The sequence below is a fragment of the Pseudomonas sp. 2995-3 genome, assembly GCF_002742565.1.
Taxonomy (GTDB): domain Bacteria; phylum Pseudomonadota; class Gammaproteobacteria; order Pseudomonadales; family Pseudomonadaceae; genus Aquipseudomonas; species Aquipseudomonas edaphica.
Window position 1 is genome coordinate 1 of record NZ_LJSB01000038.1, and the last position, 20,747, is coordinate 20,747.

Here is a 20,747-nt window from a genome sequence, read left to right on the forward strand (position 1 = left end):
GTAGTGAAACGATGCATCGCCGATGGTAGTGTGGGGTTTCCCCATGTGAGAGTAGGTCATCGTCAAGATTAAATTCCGAAACCCCTGATTGCTAACGCAATCAGGGGTTTTGTTTTGGGCGCTCGTTTAGGCGTAAATCTCGCTCACGAGTGGCGTTAATCACAACGCGTCCAGGCTGAGATGCCACGTAAGCCTGCTTTGCAGCCGCCTCCAGTGCTAAATCCTGTCCTTTCTATGCAATGACCTTGCGCATGGCTATCATGCGTGCCTCATTGTGAGGCGATGCTTGCATGCTGACGTTGTTAACACTTCTCAAAGATGGTCGATTCCACTCCGGAGAGGCGCTCGGTGCTGCCCTGGGTGTCAGCCGCAGTGCTGTTTGGAAGCAGCTCCAGCATCTGGAGTCTGAATTGAACCTGCCCATTCATAAAATTCGCGGCAGGGGGTACCAGCTAGCATCTCCATTGGTGTTCTTGAGTGCTGAAGAAATTCAAGAGCGCGCTCCTGCTTTGGCGTGGCCTGTTTACATCTCTGACTCCATAGACTCCACCAATGCCGAGGCTTTGCGCCTCGTCGGCACAGGTTGCGCGGCGCCATTTCTGGTGCTTGCGGAGCAGCAAACGGCGGGAAGAGGGAGGCGGGGCCGCAAGTGGGTCAGTCCGTTTGCTCAAAACCTGTATTACAGCCTCGTATTGCGCATTGACGGCGGGCTGAGGCAGTTGGAAGGGCTTAGCCTTGTCGTCGGATTGGCAGTCATGCAGGCCCTGCGTGAGTTGGGTGTCCAGGGCGCCGCCTTGAAATGGCCGAATGACGTCCTGGTTGGGCAGAAAAAAATTGCCGGTATCTTGCTGGAATTGGTTGGAGATCCCGCTGATGTTTGCCATGTTGTGCTCGGTATAGGGATCAACGTAAATATGCAGAAGGCGGCAGAGGTCGATCAGCAGTGGACGTCGGCGCAGTTGGAGATGGGCTCCCCTGTCGACCGAAATCACTTGGTCGCACGCCTTGGACTGCAGTTGCAAAGTCACCTGGAGCGACATAAGGCTTTCGGTTTTGCTGCGCTTCAGGAAGAGTGGGAGCGAAATCATTTGTGGCAGGGTAAGGCCGTATCTCTTATCGCGGGTGTTAACCAGATTGATGGTGTGGTGCTGGGTGTTGATCACCAGGGCGCGCTGCGGCTGAGTGTCGAGGGTGTCGAGAAAATATACAGCGGCGGTGAGTTAAGCCTGAGGTTGCGTGATGATTCTTGAGCTCGACTGTGGGAATAGCTTTATCAAGTGGCGTGTGCTCGATTCGCCTATGGCCAGGGCGTCCGCTGAGGGTGTTGTCGGCTCGGACCTTGAGTTGATCGAGGGCCTGAAGGCAATCCCGGGGTTGTCATTGACGCGCTGCCGCCTGGTAAGTGTTCGGGCCTCCGAAGAGACCGGGCAGTTGGTTGAGGCATTGCAGGGGGCATTTGGGGTTGTTGTGTCTTGTGCTGTCTCAGCGAGGGAGGCGGCGGGTGTACGTAACGGCTACGAAGAGTTTGAGCGTCTTGGGCTGGATCGTTGGTTGGCAATGCTCGGTGGTTTCAAGCTGGCATCAGGTGCCTGCCTGGTACTCGATTTCGGTACCGCAGCCACTGCAGACTTTATTGCTGCCGATGGTGAGCACCTTGGCGGCTTCATTTGCCCGGGAATGCCCCTCATGCGCAGCCAGTTGCGAACGCACACGCGCAAAATCCGCTACGACGATATTGCGGCAGAGCAGGCCCTGGCACGCCTCTCGCCGGGGCGGACGACTGTGGAAGCCGTTGAGCGGGGTTGTACGCTGATGCTCAGAGGGTTTGTTTTGACACAGCTTGAGTTGGCTCGGAGCTATTGGGGGAATGACTTCACGGTTTTTCTGACTGGCGGGGATGCTGACCTGGTCTCCGATGCCGTGCCTCACGCTCGTTTTGTTCCTGATCTGGTTTTTGTTGGTCTGGCGATGGCGTGCCCTTTGTCCTGAGGTATTTATGCGTTGGCTGTTTTTGCTTTTGCTCGTTCTCAATGCCTTCTATTACATCTGGCATCAACAGGAAGCCCCATTGCGTGCTAAAGATGTAACGCCACTGAGTCTCTATAAGGGCTCTCAGCAGGATATTCGCCTATTGAGTGAATCCTCTGACCCCATGGTTCGGCGCGACCGGGCAAAAGCGCCTGACGCACAAAGTACGTGTCTATACATCGGTGGTTTCGCTGATCAGCGCCAGGCCCAGTCGGTAGAGCAGCGCCTCATAAGCCTGGATATAAAGGTCAAAGTGCTTCTCCTCAATACGCCTGATGCCTCCGGCTATTGGCTTCGTGTCGCCCCTGAAAGCAGGAGGTTGGCTGAGGATCTGCCGTTTGAAAACCTTGCTAAGGAATTCAATGAGTTAAAACATAAAATAATGTTGTGCGAAGGCGTTGCAACTGTCGAATAGTTTGCATAGAATGGCGCCCGCTTCGCAGTGAAGACCTTTACGGTCTACAGCGTGAAGCGAAGGTCAACGCAGCTAACCTCATATTTTTAATGAGAAAATGCTTGACAGAAGGCCGGCGTGATGTAGAATGCCGGCTCGCTTAGGAGGGGTTCCCGAGCGGCCAAAGGGATCAGACTGTAAATCTGACGTCTACGACTTCGAAGGTTCGAATCCTTCCCCCTCCACCATTTTTAGCGTGAGCTGCAAGCTCCGCGGGTATAGTTTAGTGGTAGAACCTCAGCCTTCCAAGCTGATGATGCGGGTTCGATTCCCGCTACCCGCTCCAAGTTTGCAGGTTGTGCAATGTGTTTTGCTCTTGTAGCTCAGTTGGTAGAGCACACCCTTGGTAAGGGTGAGGTCAGCGGTTCAAATCCGCTCAAGAGCTCCATATAACAAGGCAGATATGAAAATATCTGCCTTTGTTTTAACAGCTGCCTCGGCTTGTTGGTGTTGCATTTGGCTTTGTTGCCAGGTGATTTCAAGTCTAGTGGGGTTGGTTGTTGTAAAGTCTTTTTCAGGCCTGCATAATGGTCGGCCTGATTTTGTTTTAGGTCAGTAGCTCAATTGGCAGAGCGACGGTCTCCAAAACCGTAGGTTGGGGGTTCGATTCCCTCCTGACCTGCCAGATTCACGTGGTGTGTCTGGCTTTCTTTTCACAGGATCTTCATAGATGACTCCTAAGGCTGAAGCTCAAAGCTCTCGTTTCGATCTCGTCAAGTGGCTCGCTGTGGTCGCGTTGGTGGTCGTAGGCGTTGTTGGCAATCAGTACTACTCTGCTTCGCCGATCCTGTACCGCGTACTCGCTTTGCTCGCTCTTGCTGCTGTAGCTGCCTTTGTAGGCCTGCAGACTGCCAAAGGCAAGTCTTTCGCGGTCCTGGTAAAGGAAGCTCGCACCGAAATTCGTAAAGTCGTTTGGCCGACTCGCCAAGAAACCACGCAGACCACATTGATTGTTGTGGCTGTTGTTCTGGTTATGGCGTTGCTGTTGTGGGGGCTTGATTCCCTGCTCGGCTGGCTTGTTTCCTTGATTGTTGGCTAAGGGTGTCCCGTGGCTAAGCGTTGGTACGTTGTGCATGCTTACTCGGGTTACGAGAAGCATGTTATGCGCTCTTTGCTAGAGCGCGTAAAGCTTGCAGGCATGGAAGATGGCTTCGGCGAAATTCTGGTTCCCACTGAAGAAGTGGTTGAAATGCGGAATGGTCAGAAGCGCAAAAGCGAACGCAAGTTCTTCCCTGGCTACGTGCTGGTTCAGATGGACATGAATGAAGGTACTTGGCACTTGGTCAAGGACACTCCTCGTGTCATGGGTTTCATCGGCGGTACTGCTGATAAGCCTGCTCCGATCACCGACAAAGAGGCGGAAGCAATTCTGCGTCGCGTTGCTGACGGTAGCGACAAGCCTAAGCCGAAGACGTTGTTCGAGCCGGGTGAGGTTGTTCGTGTCACAGATGGTCCGTTTGCTGATTTCAACGGCACCGTCGAAGAAGTTAACTACGAAAAGAGCCGGATCCAAGTGGCAGTGCTCATTTTCGGTCGCTCTACTCCGGTAGAGTTGGAGTTCAGCCAGGTCGAGAAGGTCTAGCTGAGCAAGCATCCCAACCCCGCAGCCTTAGGCTGTGGGGTTTTGTCGTCACTGGGATAAACGCGCAAGTAACCGGGGAGCCTTTCGAGGCGTTTGAACCCGTAATTGGAGTGCCTCATGGCCAAGAAGATTACCGCTTACATCAAGCTGCAAGTGAAGGCCGCTCAGGCCAACCCAAGTCCACCTGTCGGCCCGGCTCTGGGTCAGCACGGCGTGAACATCATGGAATTCTGCAAGGCCTTCAACGCCCGTACTCAGGGTCTTGAGCCAGGTCTGCCGACTCCAGTGATCATCACTGTATACAGCGACCGTAGCTTCACTTTCGAAACCAAGTCGACCCCGGCTTCGGTTTTGCTGAAGAAAGCTGCTGGTCTGACTAGCGGTTCCGCTCGTCCTAACACCGTTAAGGTTGGCACCGTAACTCGTGCTCAGCTGGAAGAAATCGCGAAAACCAAAAACGCGGATCTGACTGCAGCTGATATGGATGCAGCCGTGCGTACCATCGCCGGTTCTGCTCGTAGCATGGGCCTTAACGTGGAGGGTGTGTAATGGCTAAGCTGACCAAGCGCCAAAAGGCTATCGCCGGCAAAATCGAAGCAGGCAAGGCCTACAACTTTGTAGACGCCGCTGCCCTGCTGACCGAGCTGTCGACTGTCAAGTTCAGCGAGTCCGTTGACGTTGCTGTAAACCTGGGTGTTGACCCACGTAAATCCGACCAGGTCGTTCGTAGCGCTACTGTGCTGCCACACGGTACTGGCAAGACTGTACGTGTTGCTGTCTTCACCCAAGGCCCGGCAGCTGAAGCTGCTCTGGCCGCCGGCGCTGATCGCGTTGGCATGGACGACCTGGCTGCCGAAATGAAAGGCGGCGACCTGAACTACGACGTAGTTATTGCTTCCCCGGATGCAATGCGCGTTGTAGGTCAGTTGGGTCAGATCCTCGGTCCACGTGGTCTGATGCCTAACCCTAAAGTCGGCACCGTAACGCCAGACGTAGCTACCGCGGTTAAAAACGCCAAGGCTGGTCAGGTTCGTTATCGCACCGACAAAAACGGCATCATTCACACCTCCGTTGGCAAAGTCGGCTTCGATGCCGTCAAGCTGAAGGAAAACGTTGAAGCCCTGATCGCTGATCTGAAGCGTATCAAGCCAGCTTCTTCGAAAGGTATCTACGTCAAGCGCGTTACCCTGAGCACCACTATGGGCCCAGGTCTGGTCATCGACCAAGGCTCGCTGGACGTATAAGAAATACGTTGGTGCGAGAGATCGCGCCAATTGAAAAAATTGGGGTCCCTGCCTGGCGGGGGCTATCCAAGACCGTAGGCGGCGCAAGCCTTAAACCTCAAGCCTACGCAGATGGTGCTCCCGGTTCCTTACCGAATCAGACACCAAAACGACATCCGGCTTCGGCCAGATGAAACGGTAACAAGCAGGAGTTAAACCCGTGGCAATTAATCTCGAAGACAAGAAGGCCATCGTCGCTGAAGTCAACGAGGCTGCCAAAGCTGCTCTGTCCGCTGTCGTGGCTGATGCCCGTGGTGTGACAGTAGGCGCTATGACCGGACTCCGTAAAGAGGCTCGTGAAGCTGGCGTATACGTACGTGTTGTACGTAACACCCTGCTCAAGCGCGCTGTTGCTGACACTGAATACAGTGTTCTCAATGACGTGTTCACCGGCCCGACTCTGATCGCGTTCTCCAAAGATCACCCGGGTGCTGCTGCCCGTTTGTTCAAGGAATTCGCCAAGAGTCAGGATAAGTTCGAGATCAAGGCAGCTGCGTTCGAGGGCAAGTTCCTCGCAGCTAACCAAATCGACGTACTGGCAACACTGCCGACCCGTAACGAAGCTATTTCTCAGCTGATGAGCGTGATTCAAGGCGCTACCAGCAAGTTGGCTCGTACTCTGGCCGCAGTTCGCGAGCAAAAAGAAGCTGCCGCAGCCTAAGGCTGAGCACCTCCTTTCGCGTATTTTTGTTTATTTCGATGGCCGCGTAGGCCGTCCCCCAATTCAGGAAATACAGTAATGTCTATCTCCCAAGAAGATATCCTCAACGCCGTAGCTGAAATGTCGGTTCTGCAGGTTGTTGAGCTGATCAAAGCTTTCGAAGAAAAATTCGGCGTTTCCGCTGCCGCTGCTTCCGCTGGCCCAGCTGTTGCTGCTGTTGCTGCTGAAGAGCAAACCGAATTCAACGTCATGCTGCTGGAAGCTGGCGAGAAGAAAGTAAACGTGATCAAGGCAGTTCGTGAACTGACCGGTCTGGGCCTGAAAGAAGCCAAGGCTGTAGTTGACGGCGCTCCTGCCCAGGTTCTGGAAGCAGTGTCGAAAGACGCCGCTGACAAAGCTAAAGCAGTGCTGGAAGAAGCAGGCGCTAAAGTCGAGCTGAAGTAAGCATCGACCTTGCGTCTCCAGCCCAAGCGTTAAGCTGAAGGCTGATGGCTGGTGGCTCTTGCCACCGGCCTTTTTCCGTTCTTGGCTGTCGACTCGGTCGCCGCCAATTACGCGCTGTAACCACCCGATGCGGTGGTGCAAACCATGGGGTTTGCAAGATTTTCTGGCTGCTCCCGTCGGAGGGGCCAAACAAGCAGGTGACCAAGCTGGGGAACGCTGATGGCTTACTCATATACTGAGAAAAAACGTATCCGCAAGGACTTTAGCAAGTTGCCGGACGTCATGGATGTCCCGTACCTTCTGGCTATCCAGCTGGATTCGTATCGTGAATTCTTGCAGGCGGGAGCGACCAAAGATCAGTTCCGCGACGTGGGCCTGCATGCGGCCTTCAAATCCGTTTTCCCGATCATCAGCTACTCCGGCAATGCTGCGCTGGAGTACGTGGGTTATCGCCTGGGCGAACCGGCATTTGATGTCAAAGAATGCGTGTTGCGCGGTGTTACGTACGCCGTACCTTTGCGGGTAAAAGTCCGCCTGATCATTTTCGACAAAGAATCGTCGAACAAAGCGATCAAGGACATCAAAGAGCAAGAAGTCTACATGGGCGAAATCCCACTGATGACTGAAAACGGTACCTTCGTAATCAACGGTACCGAGCGTGTTATTGTTTCCCAGCTGCACCGTTCCCCGGGCGTGTTCTTCGACCACGACCGCGGCAAGACGCACAGCTCCGGTAAACTCCTGTACTCCGCGCGGATCATTCCGTACCGCGGTTCGTGGTTGGACTTCGAGTTCGACCCGAAAGACTGCGTGTTCGTGCGTATCGACCGTCGTCGCAAGCTGCCGGCCTCGGTACTGCTGCGCGCGCTCGGTTACACCACTGAGCAGGTGCTGGACGCTTTCTACACCACCAACGTATTCAGCCTGAAGGATGAAACCCTCAGCCTGGAGCTGATTGCTTCGCGTCTGCGTGGTGAAATTGCCGTTCTGGACATTCAGGACGAAAACGGCAAAGTGATCGTTGAAGCGGGTCGTCGTATTACTGCGCGCCACATCAACCAGATCGAAAAAGCCGGCATCAAGTCGCTGGAAGTGCCTCTGGACTACGTCCTGGGTCGCACCACCGCCAAGGTTATCGTTCACCCGGCTACAGGCGAAATCCTGGCTGAGTGCAACACCGAGCTGAACACCGAAATCCTGGCAAAAATCGCCAAGGCCCAGGTTGTTCGCATCGAGACCCTGTACACCAACGACATCGACTGCGGTCCGTTCATCTCCGACACACTGAAGATCGACTCCACCAGCAACCAATTGGAAGCGCTGGTCGAGATCTATCGCATGATGCGTCCTGGTGAGCCACCGACCAAAGACGCTGCCGAGACCCTGTTCAACAACCTGTTCTTCAGCCCTGAGCGTTATGACCTGTCTGCGGTCGGCCGGATGAAGTTCAACCGTCGTATCGGTCGTACCGAGATCGAAGGTTCGGGCGTGCTGTGCAAGGAAGATATCGTCGCGGTACTGAAGACTCTGGTCGACATCCGTAACGGTAAAGGCATCGTCGATGACATCGACCACCTGGGTAACCGTCGTGTTCGCTGCGTAGGCGAAATGGCCGAAAACCAGTTCCGCGTTGGCCTTGTGCGTGTTGAACGTGCGGTCAAAGAGCGTCTGTCGATGGCTGAAAGCGAAGGCCTGATGCCGCAAGACCTGATCAACGCCAAGCCAGTGGCTGCGGCAGTGAAAGAGTTCTTCGGTTCCAGCCAGCTTTCCCAGTTCATGGACCAGAACAACCCGCTCTCCGAGATCACCCACAAGCGCCGTGTTTCTGCACTGGGCCCGGGCGGTCTGACCCGTGAGCGTGCTGGCTTTGAAGTTCGTGACGTACACCCGACGCACTACGGTCGTGTTTGCCCGATCGAAACGCCGGAAGGTCCGAACATCGGTCTGATCAACTCCCTGGCCGCTTATGCGCGCACCAACCAGTACGGCTTCCTCGAGAGCCCGTACCGCGTGGTGAAAGACGCTCTGGTCACCGACGAGATCGTATTCCTGTCCGCCATCGAAGAAGCTGATCACGTGATCGCTCAGGCTTCGGCCACGATGAACGACAAGAAAGTCCTGATCGACGAGCTGGTAGCTGTTCGTCACTTGAACGAGTTCACCGTCAAGGCGCCGGAAGACGTCACCTTGATGGACGTTTCGCCGAAGCAGGTAGTTTCGGTTGCAGCGTCGCTGATCCCGTTCCTGGAACACGATGACGCCAACCGTGCGTTGATGGGTTCCAACATGCAGCGTCAAGCTGTACCAACCCTGCGCGCTGACAAGCCGCTGGTAGGTACCGGCATGGAGCGTAACGTAGCCCGTGACTCCGGCGTTTGCGTCGTAGCCCGTCGTGGCGGCGTGATCGACTCCGTTGATGCCAGCCGTATCGTGGTTCGTGTTGCCGATGATGAAGTTGAAACTGGCGAAGCCGGTGTCGACATCTACAACCTGACCAAATACACCCGCTCGAACCAGAACACCTGCATCAACCAGCGTCCGCTGGTGAGCAAGGGTGACCGCGTTCAGCGTAGCGACATCATGGCCGACGGCCCGTCCACCGACATGGGTGAACTGGCTCTGGGTCAGAACATGCGCATCGCGTTCATGGCATGGAACGGCTTCAACTTCGAAGACTCCATCTGCCTGTCCGAGCGTGTTGTTCAAGAAGACCGTTTCACCACGATCCACATTCAGGAACTGACCTGTGTGGCACGTGATACCAAGCTTGGGCCAGAGGAAATCACTGCAGACATCCCGAACGTGGGTGAAGCTGCACTGAACAAGCTGGACGAAGCCGGTATCGTTTACGTAGGTGCTGAAGTTGGCGCAGGCGACATCCTGGTAGGTAAGGTCACTCCGAAAGGCGAGACCCAACTGACTCCGGAAGAGAAGCTGCTGCGTGCCATCTTCGGTGAAAAAGCCAGCGACGTTAAAGACACCTCCCTGCGTGTACCTACCGGTACCAAGGGTACTGTTATCGACGTACAGGTCTTCACCCGTGACGGCGTTGAGCGTGATGCTCGTGCACTGTCCATCGAGAAGACTCAACTCGACGAGATCCGCAAGGACCTGAACGAAGAGTTCCGTATCGTTGAAGGCGCGACCTTCGAACGTCTGCGTTCCGCTCTGGTAGGCCACAAGGCTGAAGGCGGCGCAGGTCTGAAGAAAGGTCAGGACATCACCGACGAAGTACTCGACGGTCTTGAGCACGGCCAGTGGTTCAAACTGCGCATGGCTGAAGATGCTCTGAACGAGCAGCTCGAGAAGGCCCAGGCCTACATCGTTGATCGCCGCCGTCTGCTGGACGACAAGTTCGAAGACAAGAAGCGCAAACTGCAGCAGGGCGATGACCTGGCTCCAGGCGTGCTGAAAATCGTCAAGGTTTACCTGGCAATCCGTCGCCGCATCCAGCCGGGCGACAAGATGGCCGGTCGTCACGGTAACAAAGGTGTGGTCTCCGTGATCATGCCGGTTGAAGACATGCCGCACGATGCCAATGGCACCCCGGTCGACGTCGTCCTCAACCCGTTGGGCGTACCTTCGCGTATGAACGTTGGTCAGATCCTCGAAACCCACCTGGGCCTCGCGGCCAAAGGTCTGGGCGAGAAGATCAACCGTATGATCGAAGAGCAGCGCAAGGTTGCTGACCTGCGTAAGTTCCTGCACGAGATCTACAACGAGATCGGCGGTCGCAACGAAGAGCTGGACACCTTCTCCGACCAGGAAATCCTGGACCTGGCGAAGAACCTGCGCGGCGGCGTTCCAATGGCTACCCCGGTGTTCGACGGTGCCAAGGAAAGCGAAATCAAGGCCATGCTGAAGCTGGCAGACCTGCCAGAAAGCGGCCAGATGCAGCTGTTCGACGGCCGTACCGGCAACAAGTTTGAGCGCCCGGTTACTGTTGGCTACATGTACATGCTGAAGCTGAACCACTTGGTAGACGACAAGATGCACGCTCGTTCTACCGGTTCGTACAGCCTGGTTACCCAGCAGCCGCTGGGTGGTAAGGCTCAGTTCGGTGGTCAGCGTTTCGGGGAGATGGAGGTCTGGGCACTGGAAGCATACGGTGCTGCATACACTCTGCAAGAAATGCTCACAGTGAAGTCGGACGATGTGAACGGTCGGACCAAGATGTACAAAAACATCGTGGACGGCGATCACCGTATGGAGCCGGGCATGCCCGAGTCCTTCAACGTGTTGATCAAAGAAATTCGTTCCCTCGGCATCGATATCGATCTGGAAACCGAATAACACGTGACGCGAATCGAGAGCGGGGTTGTTTAGCCCGCTCTCTGCTCCGCCAGGAGGAAAGGCCTTGAAAGACCTACTGAATTTGCTGAAAAACCAGGGTCAAGTCGAAGAGTTCGACGCCATCCGTATTGGGTTGGCATCGCCTGAGATGATCCGTTCGTGGTCGTTCGGTGAAGTTAAAAAGCCGGAAACCATCAACTACCGTACGTTCAAACCTGAGCGTGACGGCCTGTTCTGCGCCAAGATCTTTGGCCCGGTAAAGGATTACGAGTGCCTGTGCGGTAAGTACAAGCGCTTGAAGCACCGTGGTGTGATCTGCGAGAAGTGCGGCGTTGAAGTTGCACTGGCCAAGGTTCGTCGTGAGCGCATGGCGCACATCGAACTGGCTTCGCCGGTTGCCCACATCTGGTTCCTGAAATCGCTGCCGTCCCGTATCGGCTTGCTGATGGACATGACCCTGCGTGATATCGAACGCGTTCTCTACTTCGAGAGCTATGTCGTTATCGATCCAGGCATGACCACCCTTGAAAAAGGTCAGCTGCTGAACGACGAGCAGTACTTCGAAGCGCTGGAAGAATTCGGCGACGACTTTGATGCCCGTATGGGTGCCGAGGCTGTCCGCGAGCTGCTGCACGCTATCGACCTGGAGCACGAGATTGGCCGTCTGCGCGAAGAAATTCCGCAAACCAACTCCGAAACCAAGATCAAGAAACTGTCCAAGCGTCTGAAGTTGATGGAAGCCTTCCAGGGTTCCGGCAACTTGCCAGAGTGGATGGTGCTGACCGTTCTGCCGGTTCTGCCGCCAGACCTGCGTCCGCTGGTACCGTTGGACGGTGGTCGTTTCGCGACGTCCGACCTCAACGACCTGTACCGCCGCGTGATCAACCGTAACAACCGCTTGAAGCGCCTGCTCGATCTGTCCGCTCCGGACATCATCGTGCGCAACGAAAAGCGTATGTTGCAAGAAGCTGTCGATGCCTTGCTCGACAACGGCCGTCGTGGCCGCGCTATCACCGGTTCGAACAAGCGTCCTCTGAAATCCTTGGCTGACATGATCAAGGGTAAGCAAGGTCGTTTCCGTCAGAACTTGCTCGGTAAGCGTGTTGACTACTCCGGTCGTTCGGTAATTACCGTAGGCCCGACCCTGCGTCTGCACCAGTGCGGTCTGCCCAAGAAGATGGCACTTGAGCTGTTCAAGCCATTCATCTTCGGCAAGCTGGAAATGCGCGGTCTCGCGACCACCATCAAAGCGGCCAAGAAAATGGTCGAGCGCGAACTGCCAGAGGTTTGGGACGTTCTCGCTGAAGTGATTCGCGAACACCCGGTTCTCCTCAACCGTGCACCGACCCTTCACCGTCTGGGTATCCAGGCGTTTGAACCAGTACTGATCGAAGGTAAGGCTATCCAGCTGCACCCTCTGGTCTGTGCTGCGTACAACGCCGACTTCGACGGCGACCAAATGGCCGTGCACGTACCGCTGACACTGGAAGCCCAGTTGGAAGCGCGCGCGTTGATGATGTCGACCAACAACATTCTGTCGCCAGCCAACGGTGAGCCAATCATCGTTCCGTCGCAGGACGTTGTATTGGGTCTGTACTACATGACTCGTGAAGCGATCAACGCCAAAGGTGAAGGTCGTGTGTTCGCTGACCTGCAAGAAGTTGACCGTGTGTTCCGTGCCGGCGAAGCCGCACTGCACGCCAAGGTCAAAGTGCGGATCAACGAAACCGTCAACGACCGTGATGGCGGCAGCGTGAGCGGCACCCGTATTGTCGACACCACTGTCGGCCGTGCCTTGCTGTATCAAGTTGTGCCAAAAGGCCTGTCGTACGACGTCGTCAACTTGCCGATGAAGAAAAAGGCGATCTCCAAGCTGATCAACCAGTGCTACCGCGTGGTTGGTTTGAAAGAGACCGTGATCTTCGCTGACCAGCTGATGTACACCGGCTTTGCTTATTCGACCATTTCCGGCGTTTCCATCGGTGTTAACGACTTCGTTATCCCGGATGAAAAAGCCCAGATCATCAATGCTGCAACTGATGAAGTGAAAGAAATCGAAAGCCAGTACGCCTCCGGCCTGGTAACCCAGGGCGAGAAGTACAACAAAGTGATCGACCTTTGGTCCAAGGCCAACGACGAAGTGTCGAAGGCGATGATGGCTAACCTCTCGAAAGAGAAGGTTATCGACCGTCATGGCGTAGAAGTCGATCAAGAGTCGTTCAACTCGATGTACATGATGGCCGACTCGGGCGCACGGGGTTCTGCTGCGCAGATCCGTCAGCTCGCCGGTATGCGTGGCCTGATGGCCAAGCCGGACGGCTCCATCATCGAAACGCCGATTACTGCGAACTTCCGTGAAGGTTTGAGCGTACTTCAGTACTTCATCTCCACTCACGGTGCTCGTAAGGGTCTTGCGGATACCGCGTTGAAAACGGCTAACTCCGGTTACCTGACTCGTCGTCTGGTAGACGTTGCGCAAGACTTGGTTGTGACTGAAGTTGACTGCGGCACCGAACACGGTCTGCTGATGACTCCGCACATCGAAGGCGGCGACGTTGTAGAGCCGTTGGGTGAGCGCGTACTGGGTCGAGTAATTGCCCGTGACGTATTCAAGCCAGGTACCGAGGAAGTTATCGTTCCTGCTGGCACCCTGGTGGATGAAAAGTGGGTCGAGTTCATCGAACTCAACAGCATCGACGAAGTGATTGTTCGCTCGCCGATCAGCTGCGAAACCCGCTACGGCATTTGCGCCAAGTGCTACGGCCGTGACTTGGCTCGTGGTCACCAGGTGAACATCGGTGAAGCGGTTGGCGTAATTGCTGCCCAGTCCATCGGTGAGCCGGGTACCCAGCTGACCATGCGTACGTTCCACATCGGTGGTGCGGCAAGCCGGACCTCCGCAGCTGACAGCGTTCAGGTGAAGAACGGCGGTACTGTCCGTCTGCACAACCTGAAACACGTTGAGCGAGTGGATGGTTGCCTGGTTGCTGTGTCCCGTTCCGGTGAGCTGGCAATCGCTGATGACTACGGTCGTGAGCGCGAGCGTTACAAGCTGCCGTACGGTGCTGTGATCTCGGTTAAAGAAGGTGACAAGGTCGACGCTGGCGCAATCGTGGCCAAGTGGGATCCGCACACTCACCCAATCGTTACCGAAATGAAAGGTACCGTGACCTACGTGGGCATGGAAGAAGGCATCACGATCAAGCGTCAGACTGACGAATTGACCGGTATGACCAACATTGAAGTACTCGACGCGAAAGATCGTCCAGCTGCCGGTAAAGACATCCGTCCTGCCGTTAAGATGGTTGACGACAACGGCAAGGACTTGTTGCTGCCAGGCACTGACGTAATCGCTCAGTACTTCCTGCCAGCCAACGCCCTGGTCGGTGTAGCGGATGGTGCGAAGATCGCGATCGGTGATGTTATCGCGCGTATCCCGCAAGAAACTTCGAAGACTCGCGACATCACCGGTGGTCTGCCGCGTGTTGCCGACTTGTTTGAAGCTCGTCGTCCGAAAGAAGCGTCGATTCTGGCTGAAGTCAGCGGCACCATCGCGTTCGGTAAAGAGACCAAAGGCAAGCGCCGTCTGGTCATTACCCCGAACGATGGTACTGATCCGTACGAAGAGCTGATTCCGAAGTGGCGTCACCTGAACGTCTTCGAAGGCGAACAGGTAAACCGCGGCGAAGTTATCTCCGACGGCCCGAGCGATCCACACGACATCCTGCGTCTGCTGGGTGTGAGTGCGCTGGCCAAGTACATCGTTAACGAGATCCAGGACGTTTACCGTCTGCAAGGCGTGAAGATCAACGATAAGCACATCGAGACCATCCTGCGTCAGATGCTGCGTAAAGTTGAAATCGCTGAATCCGGCGATTCCAGTTTCATCAAGGGCGACCAGATGGAACTGACTCACGTACTGGTAGAAAACGAACGTCTGGGCGCGGAAGACAAATTTGTCTCCAAGTTCACTCGTGTGTTGCTGGGTATCACCAAGGCGTCGTTGTCCACTGAGTCGTTCATCTCGGCGGCCTCCTTCCAGGAGACCACTCGCGTACTGACCGAAGCAGCGGTAACCGGCAAGCGCGATTACCTGCGCGGCCTGAAGGAAAACGTAGTCGTGGGTCGTTTGATCCCGGCAGGTACCGGTTTGGCTTACCACAGCGAGCGCAAGCGCCGCCGTGATGCTGACAAGCCGCTGCGCGTAAGCGCCAGTGAAGTGGAAGCTGCACTGACCGAAGCGCTGAACTCAAGCGGTAACTGAGTTCTGCGATAAATAAGTCTGGGCCCTGGCAGCCCCCATTCGTCGGATCGAGGCATTTTTGTCCCGGTTCGATGAGAGGGGAGGTCGGGGCCTTGCCTTGACTGGGGGCAAGATCCTCTTTAGACTCTTGTACCCCTAAATTTGGCGGGAATTCGTTCCTGCCATTTTGCTTTTCTTGCAAGACAATAGCGTCGCAAGACAACAGTGGAGCTAGTAGATGGCAACTATCAACCAGCTGGTACGTCAGCCGCGTAAGCGTATCGTCGAGAAATCCGACGTACCTGCGCTGCAGAACTGCCCGCAACGTCGTGGCGTATGCACTCGTGTGTATACCACCACGCCGAAAAAACCTAACTCGGCACTGCGTAAAGTATGCCGTGTGCGTCTGACCAACGGTTTCGAGGTTTCCTCGTACATCGGCGGTGAAGGCCACAACCTGCAAGAGCACAGCGTGGTACTGATCCGCGGCGGTCGTGTAAAAGACTTGCCAGGTGTTCGTTACCACACCGTACGCGGCTCCTTGGATACTTCCGGCGTTAAAGGTCGTAACCAGGGTCGTTCGAAGTACGGTACCAAGAAGCCTAAGTAGTAGCGGCTTTTTGTAAAACTGAATCATCTTATTTTCTGAGTCGATAAGAGTAAGGTCGGAGGCGTCCCGAAAGGGCACCGATTCCGAGCGAACCTGAAGACCGTTTGAGGGCTTATCCATGCCAAGAAGACGCGTAGCAGCCAAGCGCGAAGTGCTTGACGATCCAAAATACGGAAGCCAAATTCTGGCCAAGTTCATGAACCACGTGATGGAAAGCGGCAAGAAAGCCGTTGCCGAGCGTATCGTTTATGGCGCGCTGGAAAAGGTTAAAGAACGCAAGAACAGCGACCCCCTGGAAATCTTCGAGAAAGCTCTCGACGCCATCGCTCCGCTGGTCGAAGTGAAGTCGCGCCGTGTAGGCGGTGCTACTTACCAGGTTCCGGTCGAAGTTCGTCCGTCCCGTCGTAACGCTCTGGCAATGCGCTGGTTGGTAGACTTCGCCCGTAAGCGCGGCGAGAAGTCTATGGCTCTGCGTTTGGCCGGCGAGCTGTTGGACGCCGCTGAAGGTAAAGGTGCTGCTGTTAAGAAGCGTGAAGACGTGCACCGTATGGCTGAAGCTAACAAAGCTTTCTCGCACTACCGCTTCTAATCTTAGCTTCACTAATTTTGCGAGGGCTTTATGGCTCGTACTACTCCGATTAGCCGCTACCGTAACATCGGTATCGTTGCTCACGTGGATGCTGGTAAAACCACCACCACCGAGCGCGTACTGTTTTACACCGGCAAAAGTCACAAAATGGGCGAGGTGCATGACGGCGCCGCGACCACAGACTGGATGGTTCAGGAGCAGGAGCGTGGTATTACCATTACTTCTGCTGCTATTACCGCCTTCTGGAAGGGTTCCGAGAAGCAGTACAAAGATGAGCATCGCTTCAACGTAATCGATACACCAGGCCACGTAGACTTCACCATTGAAGTTGAGCGTTCCCTGCGCGTACTCGACGGCGCTGTCGTTGTGTTCTGCGGTACCTCGGGTGTTGAGCCTCAGTCGGAAACCGTATGGCGTCAAGCCAACAAGTACGGCGTTCCACGTCTTGTTTACGTAAACAAGATGGACCGTGCTGGTGCCAACTTCCTGCGCGTGATCGGTCAGATCAAACAGCGCCTGGGTCACACTCCGGTGCCAATTCAATTGGCAATCGGCTCCGAAGACAACTTCCAGGGTCAGATCGATCTGATCAACATGGAAGCTGTTTACTGGAATGACTCCGACAAAGGTATGGTCCCTGTTCGTAAGCCTATCCCTGCAGAACTGCAGGAACTGGCTGACGAGTGGCGCAACAACATGGTTGAGGCTGCGGCCGAAGCCAGCGAAGAGCTGATGAACAAGTACCTCGAGGGTGAAGAACTCACCAACGTGGAAATCAAGGCCGCTCTGCGTCAGCGTACTATCGCTGGTGAGATCGTCTTGGCTGTTTGCGGTTCCTCGTTCAAGAACAAGGGCGTTCCCCTGGTTCTCGATGCTGTGATCGACTACCTGCCTGCTCCAACCGATATTCCTGCTATCAAGGGTACCAACCCTGATAACGAGGAAGAAGAAATGGAGCGTCATGCAGACGACAGCGAGCCGTTCTCGGCCCTGGCGTTCAAGATCGCTACCGACCCATTCGTGGGTACTTTGACCTTCGTCCGTGTTTACTCGGGCGTGTTGGCATCCGGCGACGGCGTGATCAACTCGGTTAAAGGCAAGAAAGAGCGCGTGGGTCGTATGGTGCAAATGCACGCAAACGCCCGTGAAGAGATCAAGGAAGTACGCGCTGGTGACATCGCGGCCCTGATCGGCATGAAGGACGTCACCACTGGTGAGACTTTGTGCGACGCTGCCAAGCCAATCATCCTGGTTCGCATGGACTTCCCGGAGCCGGTTATTTCGGTTGCCGTAGAGCCTAAGACCAAGGATGACCAGGAAAAAATGGGTATCGCTTTGGGCAAACTTGCTCAGGAAGATCCATCTTTCCGCGTCAAGACTGATGAAGAGACTGGTCAAACGATCATCTCCGGCATGGGCGAGCTGCACCTGGACATCCTGGTTGACCGGATGCGCCGTGAGTTCAACGTCGAAGCCAACATCGGTAAGCCTCAGGTTTCCTATCGTGAGCGCATCACGAAGAACTGTGAAATCGAAGGCAAGTTCGTTCGTCAGTCCGGCGGTCGTGGTCAGTTCGGTCACTGCTGGATCCGTTTTGCTCCTGCTGACGAAGGTCAGGAAGGTCTGCAATTCGTGAACGAAGTAGTGGGTGGTGTTGTTCCTAAGGAATACATCCCTGCTATCCAGAAGGGTATCGAAGAGCAGATGAAGAACGGTGTTGTTGCCGGCTATCCGCTGATCGGCCTGAAAGCAACCGTTTTTGACGGTTCTTACCACGACGTCGACTCCAACGAGATGGCGTTTAAGGTGGCTGCTTCCATGGCAACCAAGCAACTGGCCCAGAAGGGCGGTGGTGAGTTGCTTGAGCCAATCATGGCGGTAGAAGTTGTTACACCTGAAGACTATATGGGTGATGTCATGGGCGACCTTAACCGTCGTCGCGGCATGATCTTGGGTATGGAAGACACGGTTTCCGGCAAAGTGATTCGCGCCGAGGTTCCGTTGGGTGAGATGTTCGGTTATGCGACCGACGTTCGCTCCATGTCCCAGGGTCGCGCAAGCTACTCTATGGAATTCAAAAAATACAACACAGCTCCGGCGCACATCGCTGAAACTGTATCCAAAAAACAAGGCTGATTCAGTCCTTTAGGCAAGGAGTTAATTGTCGTGGCTAAAGAAAAATTTGATCGTTCCCTACCGCACGTCAACGTTGGCACCATCGGTCACGTTGACCACGGTAAAACCACTCTGACTGCTGCTCTGACTCGCGTTTGCTCCGAAGTATTCGGTTCCGCAATCGTTGATTTCGATAAAATCGACAGCGCGCCAGAAGAAAAAGCTCGTGGTATCACCATCAACACCGCGCACGTTGAATACAACTCGCTGATCCGTCACTACGCTCACGTTGACTGCCCAGGTCACGCTGACTATGTGAAGAACATGATCACCGGTGCTGCCCAGATGGACGGCGCGATCCTGGTTTGCTCGGCCGCTGATGGTCCGATGCCACAAACCCGTGAGCACATCCTGCTGTCCCGTCAGGTAGGCGTTCCGTACATCGTGGTTTACCTGAACAAGGCCGACCTGGTAGACGACGCTGAGCTGCTGGAACTGGTTGAGATGGAAGTGCGCGATCTGCTGAGCACTTACGACTTCCCAGGCGACGACACTCCGATCATCATCGGTTCTGCTCGTATGGCTCTGGAAGGCAAAGACGACAACGAAATGGGCACCACGTCCGTTCGTAAACTGGTTGAGACTCTGGACAGCTACATCCCAGATCCAGTTCGTGTTATCGACAAGCCGTTCCTGATGCCAATCGAAGACGTATTCTCGATCTCCGGTCGCGGTACTGTTGTAACTGGTCGTATCGAGCGCGGTATCGTCAAGGTTCAAGATCCACTGGAAATCGTTGGTCTGCGTGACACTACCGTCACCACCTGCACCGGTGTTGAAATGTTCCGTAAACTGCTCGACGAAGGTCGTGCTGGCGAGAACTGCGGCGTTCTGCTGCGTGGTACCAAGCGTGACGACGTTGAGCGTGGCCAGGTTCTGGTTAAGCCAGGTTCGGTTAAGCCGCACACCAAGTTCGAAGCTGAAGTGTACGTGCTGAGCAAAGAAGAAGGCGGCCGTCACACTCCGTTCTTCAAAGGCTACCGTCCACAGTTCTACTTCCGTACTACCGACGTAACCGGTAACTGCGAACTGCCGGAAGGCGTAGAAATGGTAATGCCAGGCGACAACATCAAAATGGTTGTCACCCTGATCAAAACCATCGCTATGGAAGACGGTCTGCGTTTCGCAATCCGTGAAGGCGGCCGTACCGTTGGTGCTGGCGTTGTAGCTAAAATCATCGAGTAATTATCTCTTCTGAGATAGCTCTGATGTTTTGAAAAGGCCCCCGCTCAGCGGGGGCCTTTTTTATTGGGTTGACACCTATCAGGGCCGTCTATAGAATTGCGCCTCCTTTTAACGGGCGTATTGCGCTCGCTGGGAATAGCAGCCGGAGTCTGAAATCCAATGCAAAATCAGCAAATCCGTATCAGGTTGAAGGCTTTTGACCATCGCCTGATCGACCAATCCACCCAGGAAATCGTGGAAACCGCGAAACGTACTGGTGCTCAAGTGCGTGGTCCAATTCCACTGCCTACCCGTAAAGAGCGGTTCACCGTTCTGGTCTCCCCGCACGTCAACAAAGACGCGCGTGACCAGTACGAGATCCGTACTCATAAGCGCGTACTGGACATCGTCCAGCCAACGGATAAAACCGTTGATGCACTTATGAAGCTTGATCTGGCGGCCGGTGTGGAAGTACAGATCAGCCTCGGCTAAGACTTGGGTCTTAGTCGTGTAACGCTCTGAAATGGGCGGCCATAGCGGGTGAAAGCCCCGTACACTCATGAGGTTTACAACATGACTATTGGTGTAGTCGGTCGTAAATGCGGTATGACCCGTATTTTCACCGAAGAAGGTGTCTCCATTCCGGTCACGGTCATTGAGATCGAGCCGAATCGCGTCACCCAGTTCAAAACTGAAGAAACCGATGGCTATCGTGCAGTGCAAGTCACTGTCGGCGAGCGTCGTGCTTCGCGCGTGACTGCTGCTCAAGCAGGTCACTTCGCTAAAGCAAACGTTGCAGCTGGTCGCACTGTTATGGAGTTCCGTCTCGAAGACGGCGACTACCAGGCTGGCGATCTGATCAACGCTGAAATCTTCGCCGCTGGTCAACTGGTTGATGTAACCGGTCAGTCCAAGGGTAAAGGCTTCCAGGGTACGATCAAGCGTTGGAATTTCCGTGGCCAAGACAACACTCACGGTAACTCCGTTTCCCACCGCGTCCCGGGCTCTATTGGCCAGTGCCAGACTCCTGGTCGTGTATTCAAGGGCAAAAAAATGTCCGGTCATATGGGCGCTGAGCGCGTGACCGTGCAGTCCCTCGAAGTAGTGCGCGTCGACGCTGAACGCAATCTGTTGTTGGTCAAGGGTGCTGTTCCTGGCGCTACTGGCGGCAACCTGGTTGTACGTCCAGCGGCCAAGGCTCGCGGTTAAGGGGAAGCTGAC

At 55.1% G+C, this 20,747-nt stretch carries 17 protein-coding genes and 4 tRNA genes; all 21 read left to right on the top strand.

The features are described from left to right. The first annotated feature begins 290 nt into the window (after positions 1-290). Entirely contained in the window at positions 291-1,250 is a 960-nt protein-coding gene (gene birA / locus AOA62_RS00145) for a bifunctional biotin--[acetyl-CoA-carboxylase] ligase/biotin operon repressor BirA (protein WP_099547539.1), read from the top strand. Further along, a complete protein-coding gene (locus AOA62_RS00150) occupies positions 1,240-1,989 on the top strand; it encodes a pantothenate kinase (protein WP_017135959.1) in 750 nt (249 codons plus the stop codon). Before birA ends, AOA62_RS00150 begins: the two co-directional genes overlap by 11 nt. A 7-nt stretch (positions 1,990-1,996) precedes the next feature. Continuing rightward, entirely contained in the window at positions 1,997-2,443 is a 447-nt protein-coding gene (locus AOA62_RS00155) for a hypothetical protein (protein WP_017135960.1), read from the top strand. A gap of 142 nt (positions 2,444-2,585) precedes the next feature. Further along, positions 2,586-2,670: transfer RNA gene (locus AOA62_RS00160), tRNA-Tyr, on the top strand. A 24-nt stretch (positions 2,671-2,694) separates the two neighbouring features. After that, a tRNA-Gly gene (locus tag AOA62_RS00165) sits at positions 2,695-2,768 on the top strand. Between the two features lie 26 nt (positions 2,769-2,794). Beyond that, positions 2,795-2,870, top strand: a tRNA-Thr gene (locus tag AOA62_RS00170). 161 nt (positions 2,871-3,031) lie between these two features. Continuing rightward, positions 3,032-3,107, top strand: a tRNA-Trp gene (locus AOA62_RS00175). 45 nt (positions 3,108-3,152) lie between these two features. After that, the gene (gene secE, locus AOA62_RS00180; RefSeq protein ID WP_003194658.1) at positions 3,153-3,521 is read left to right on the top strand and encodes a preprotein translocase subunit SecE; all 369 of its coding nucleotides are present in this window, start codon (positions 3,153-3,155) and stop codon (positions 3,519-3,521) included. A 9-nt stretch (positions 3,522-3,530) separates the two neighbouring features. After that, entirely contained in the window at positions 3,531-4,064 is a 534-nt protein-coding gene (gene nusG / locus AOA62_RS00185) for a transcription termination/antitermination protein NusG (RefSeq protein WP_003176436.1), read from the top strand. Between the two features lie 117 nt (positions 4,065-4,181). Further along, positions 4,182-4,613, top strand: coding sequence for a 50S ribosomal protein L11 (rplK, locus tag AOA62_RS00190; RefSeq protein ID WP_003176435.1), 432 nt, complete (start codon positions 4,182-4,184; stop codon positions 4,611-4,613). Further along, positions 4,613-5,308: a 50S ribosomal protein L1 gene (rplA, locus tag AOA62_RS00195; protein ID WP_003232403.1), complete on the top strand. Its 696-nt coding sequence runs from the start codon at positions 4,613-4,615 to the stop codon at positions 5,306-5,308. Before rplK ends, rplA begins: the two co-directional genes overlap by 1 nt. Positions 5,309-5,507: 199 nt before the next feature. Beyond that, positions 5,508-6,008 carry a 50S ribosomal protein L10 gene (gene rplJ, locus AOA62_RS00200; protein ID WP_003176433.1) on the top strand — a complete coding sequence of 167 codons (501 nt, stop codon included), beginning with the start codon at positions 5,508-5,510 and terminating at the stop codon, positions 6,006-6,008. Positions 6,009-6,086: 78 nt separating this feature from the next. After that, a complete protein-coding gene (gene rplL, locus AOA62_RS00205; protein WP_010566858.1) occupies positions 6,087-6,452 on the top strand; it encodes a 50S ribosomal protein L7/L12 in 366 nt (121 codons plus the stop codon). Positions 6,453-6,671: 219 nt separating this feature from the next. Continuing rightward, the gene (gene rpoB, locus AOA62_RS00210; protein WP_017135961.1) at positions 6,672-10,745 is read left to right on the top strand and encodes a DNA-directed RNA polymerase subunit beta; all 4,074 of its coding nucleotides are present in this window, start codon (positions 6,672-6,674) and stop codon (positions 10,743-10,745) included. A 64-nt stretch (positions 10,746-10,809) separates the two neighbouring features. Further along, positions 10,810-15,009 carry a DNA-directed RNA polymerase subunit beta' gene (rpoC, locus tag AOA62_RS00215; RefSeq protein WP_017135962.1) on the top strand — a complete coding sequence of 1,400 codons (4,200 nt, stop codon included), beginning with the start codon at positions 10,810-10,812 and terminating at the stop codon, positions 15,007-15,009. 217 nt (positions 15,010-15,226) lie between these two features. Then, a complete protein-coding gene (gene rpsL / locus AOA62_RS00220; RefSeq protein WP_002555494.1) occupies positions 15,227-15,598 on the top strand; it encodes a 30S ribosomal protein S12 in 372 nt (123 codons plus the stop codon). Positions 15,599-15,716: 118 nt separating this feature from the next. Next, positions 15,717-16,187, top strand: a complete 471-nt coding sequence (gene rpsG / locus AOA62_RS00225) for a 30S ribosomal protein S7 (RefSeq protein WP_002555493.1) — start codon at positions 15,717-15,719, stop codon at positions 16,185-16,187. Positions 16,188-16,217: 30 nt separating this feature from the next. Next, entirely contained in the window at positions 16,218-18,323 is a 2,106-nt protein-coding gene (fusA, locus tag AOA62_RS00230; RefSeq protein WP_010206921.1) for an elongation factor G, read from the top strand. Between the two features lie 30 nt (positions 18,324-18,353). Beyond that, complete coding sequence (tuf, locus tag AOA62_RS00235; protein ID WP_003176426.1) at positions 18,354-19,547, top strand: elongation factor Tu; 1,194 nt, start codon at positions 18,354-18,356, stop codon at positions 19,545-19,547. Positions 19,548-19,706: 159 nt separating this feature from the next. Next, entirely contained in the window at positions 19,707-20,018 is a 312-nt protein-coding gene (gene rpsJ, locus AOA62_RS00240) for a 30S ribosomal protein S10 (RefSeq protein WP_003186070.1), read from the top strand. Between the two features lie 81 nt (positions 20,019-20,099). Next, the gene (gene rplC / locus AOA62_RS00245) at positions 20,100-20,735 is read left to right on the top strand and encodes a 50S ribosomal protein L3 (protein ID WP_003194649.1); all 636 of its coding nucleotides are present in this window, start codon (positions 20,100-20,102) and stop codon (positions 20,733-20,735) included. Positions 20,736-20,747 lie beyond the last annotated feature (12 nt).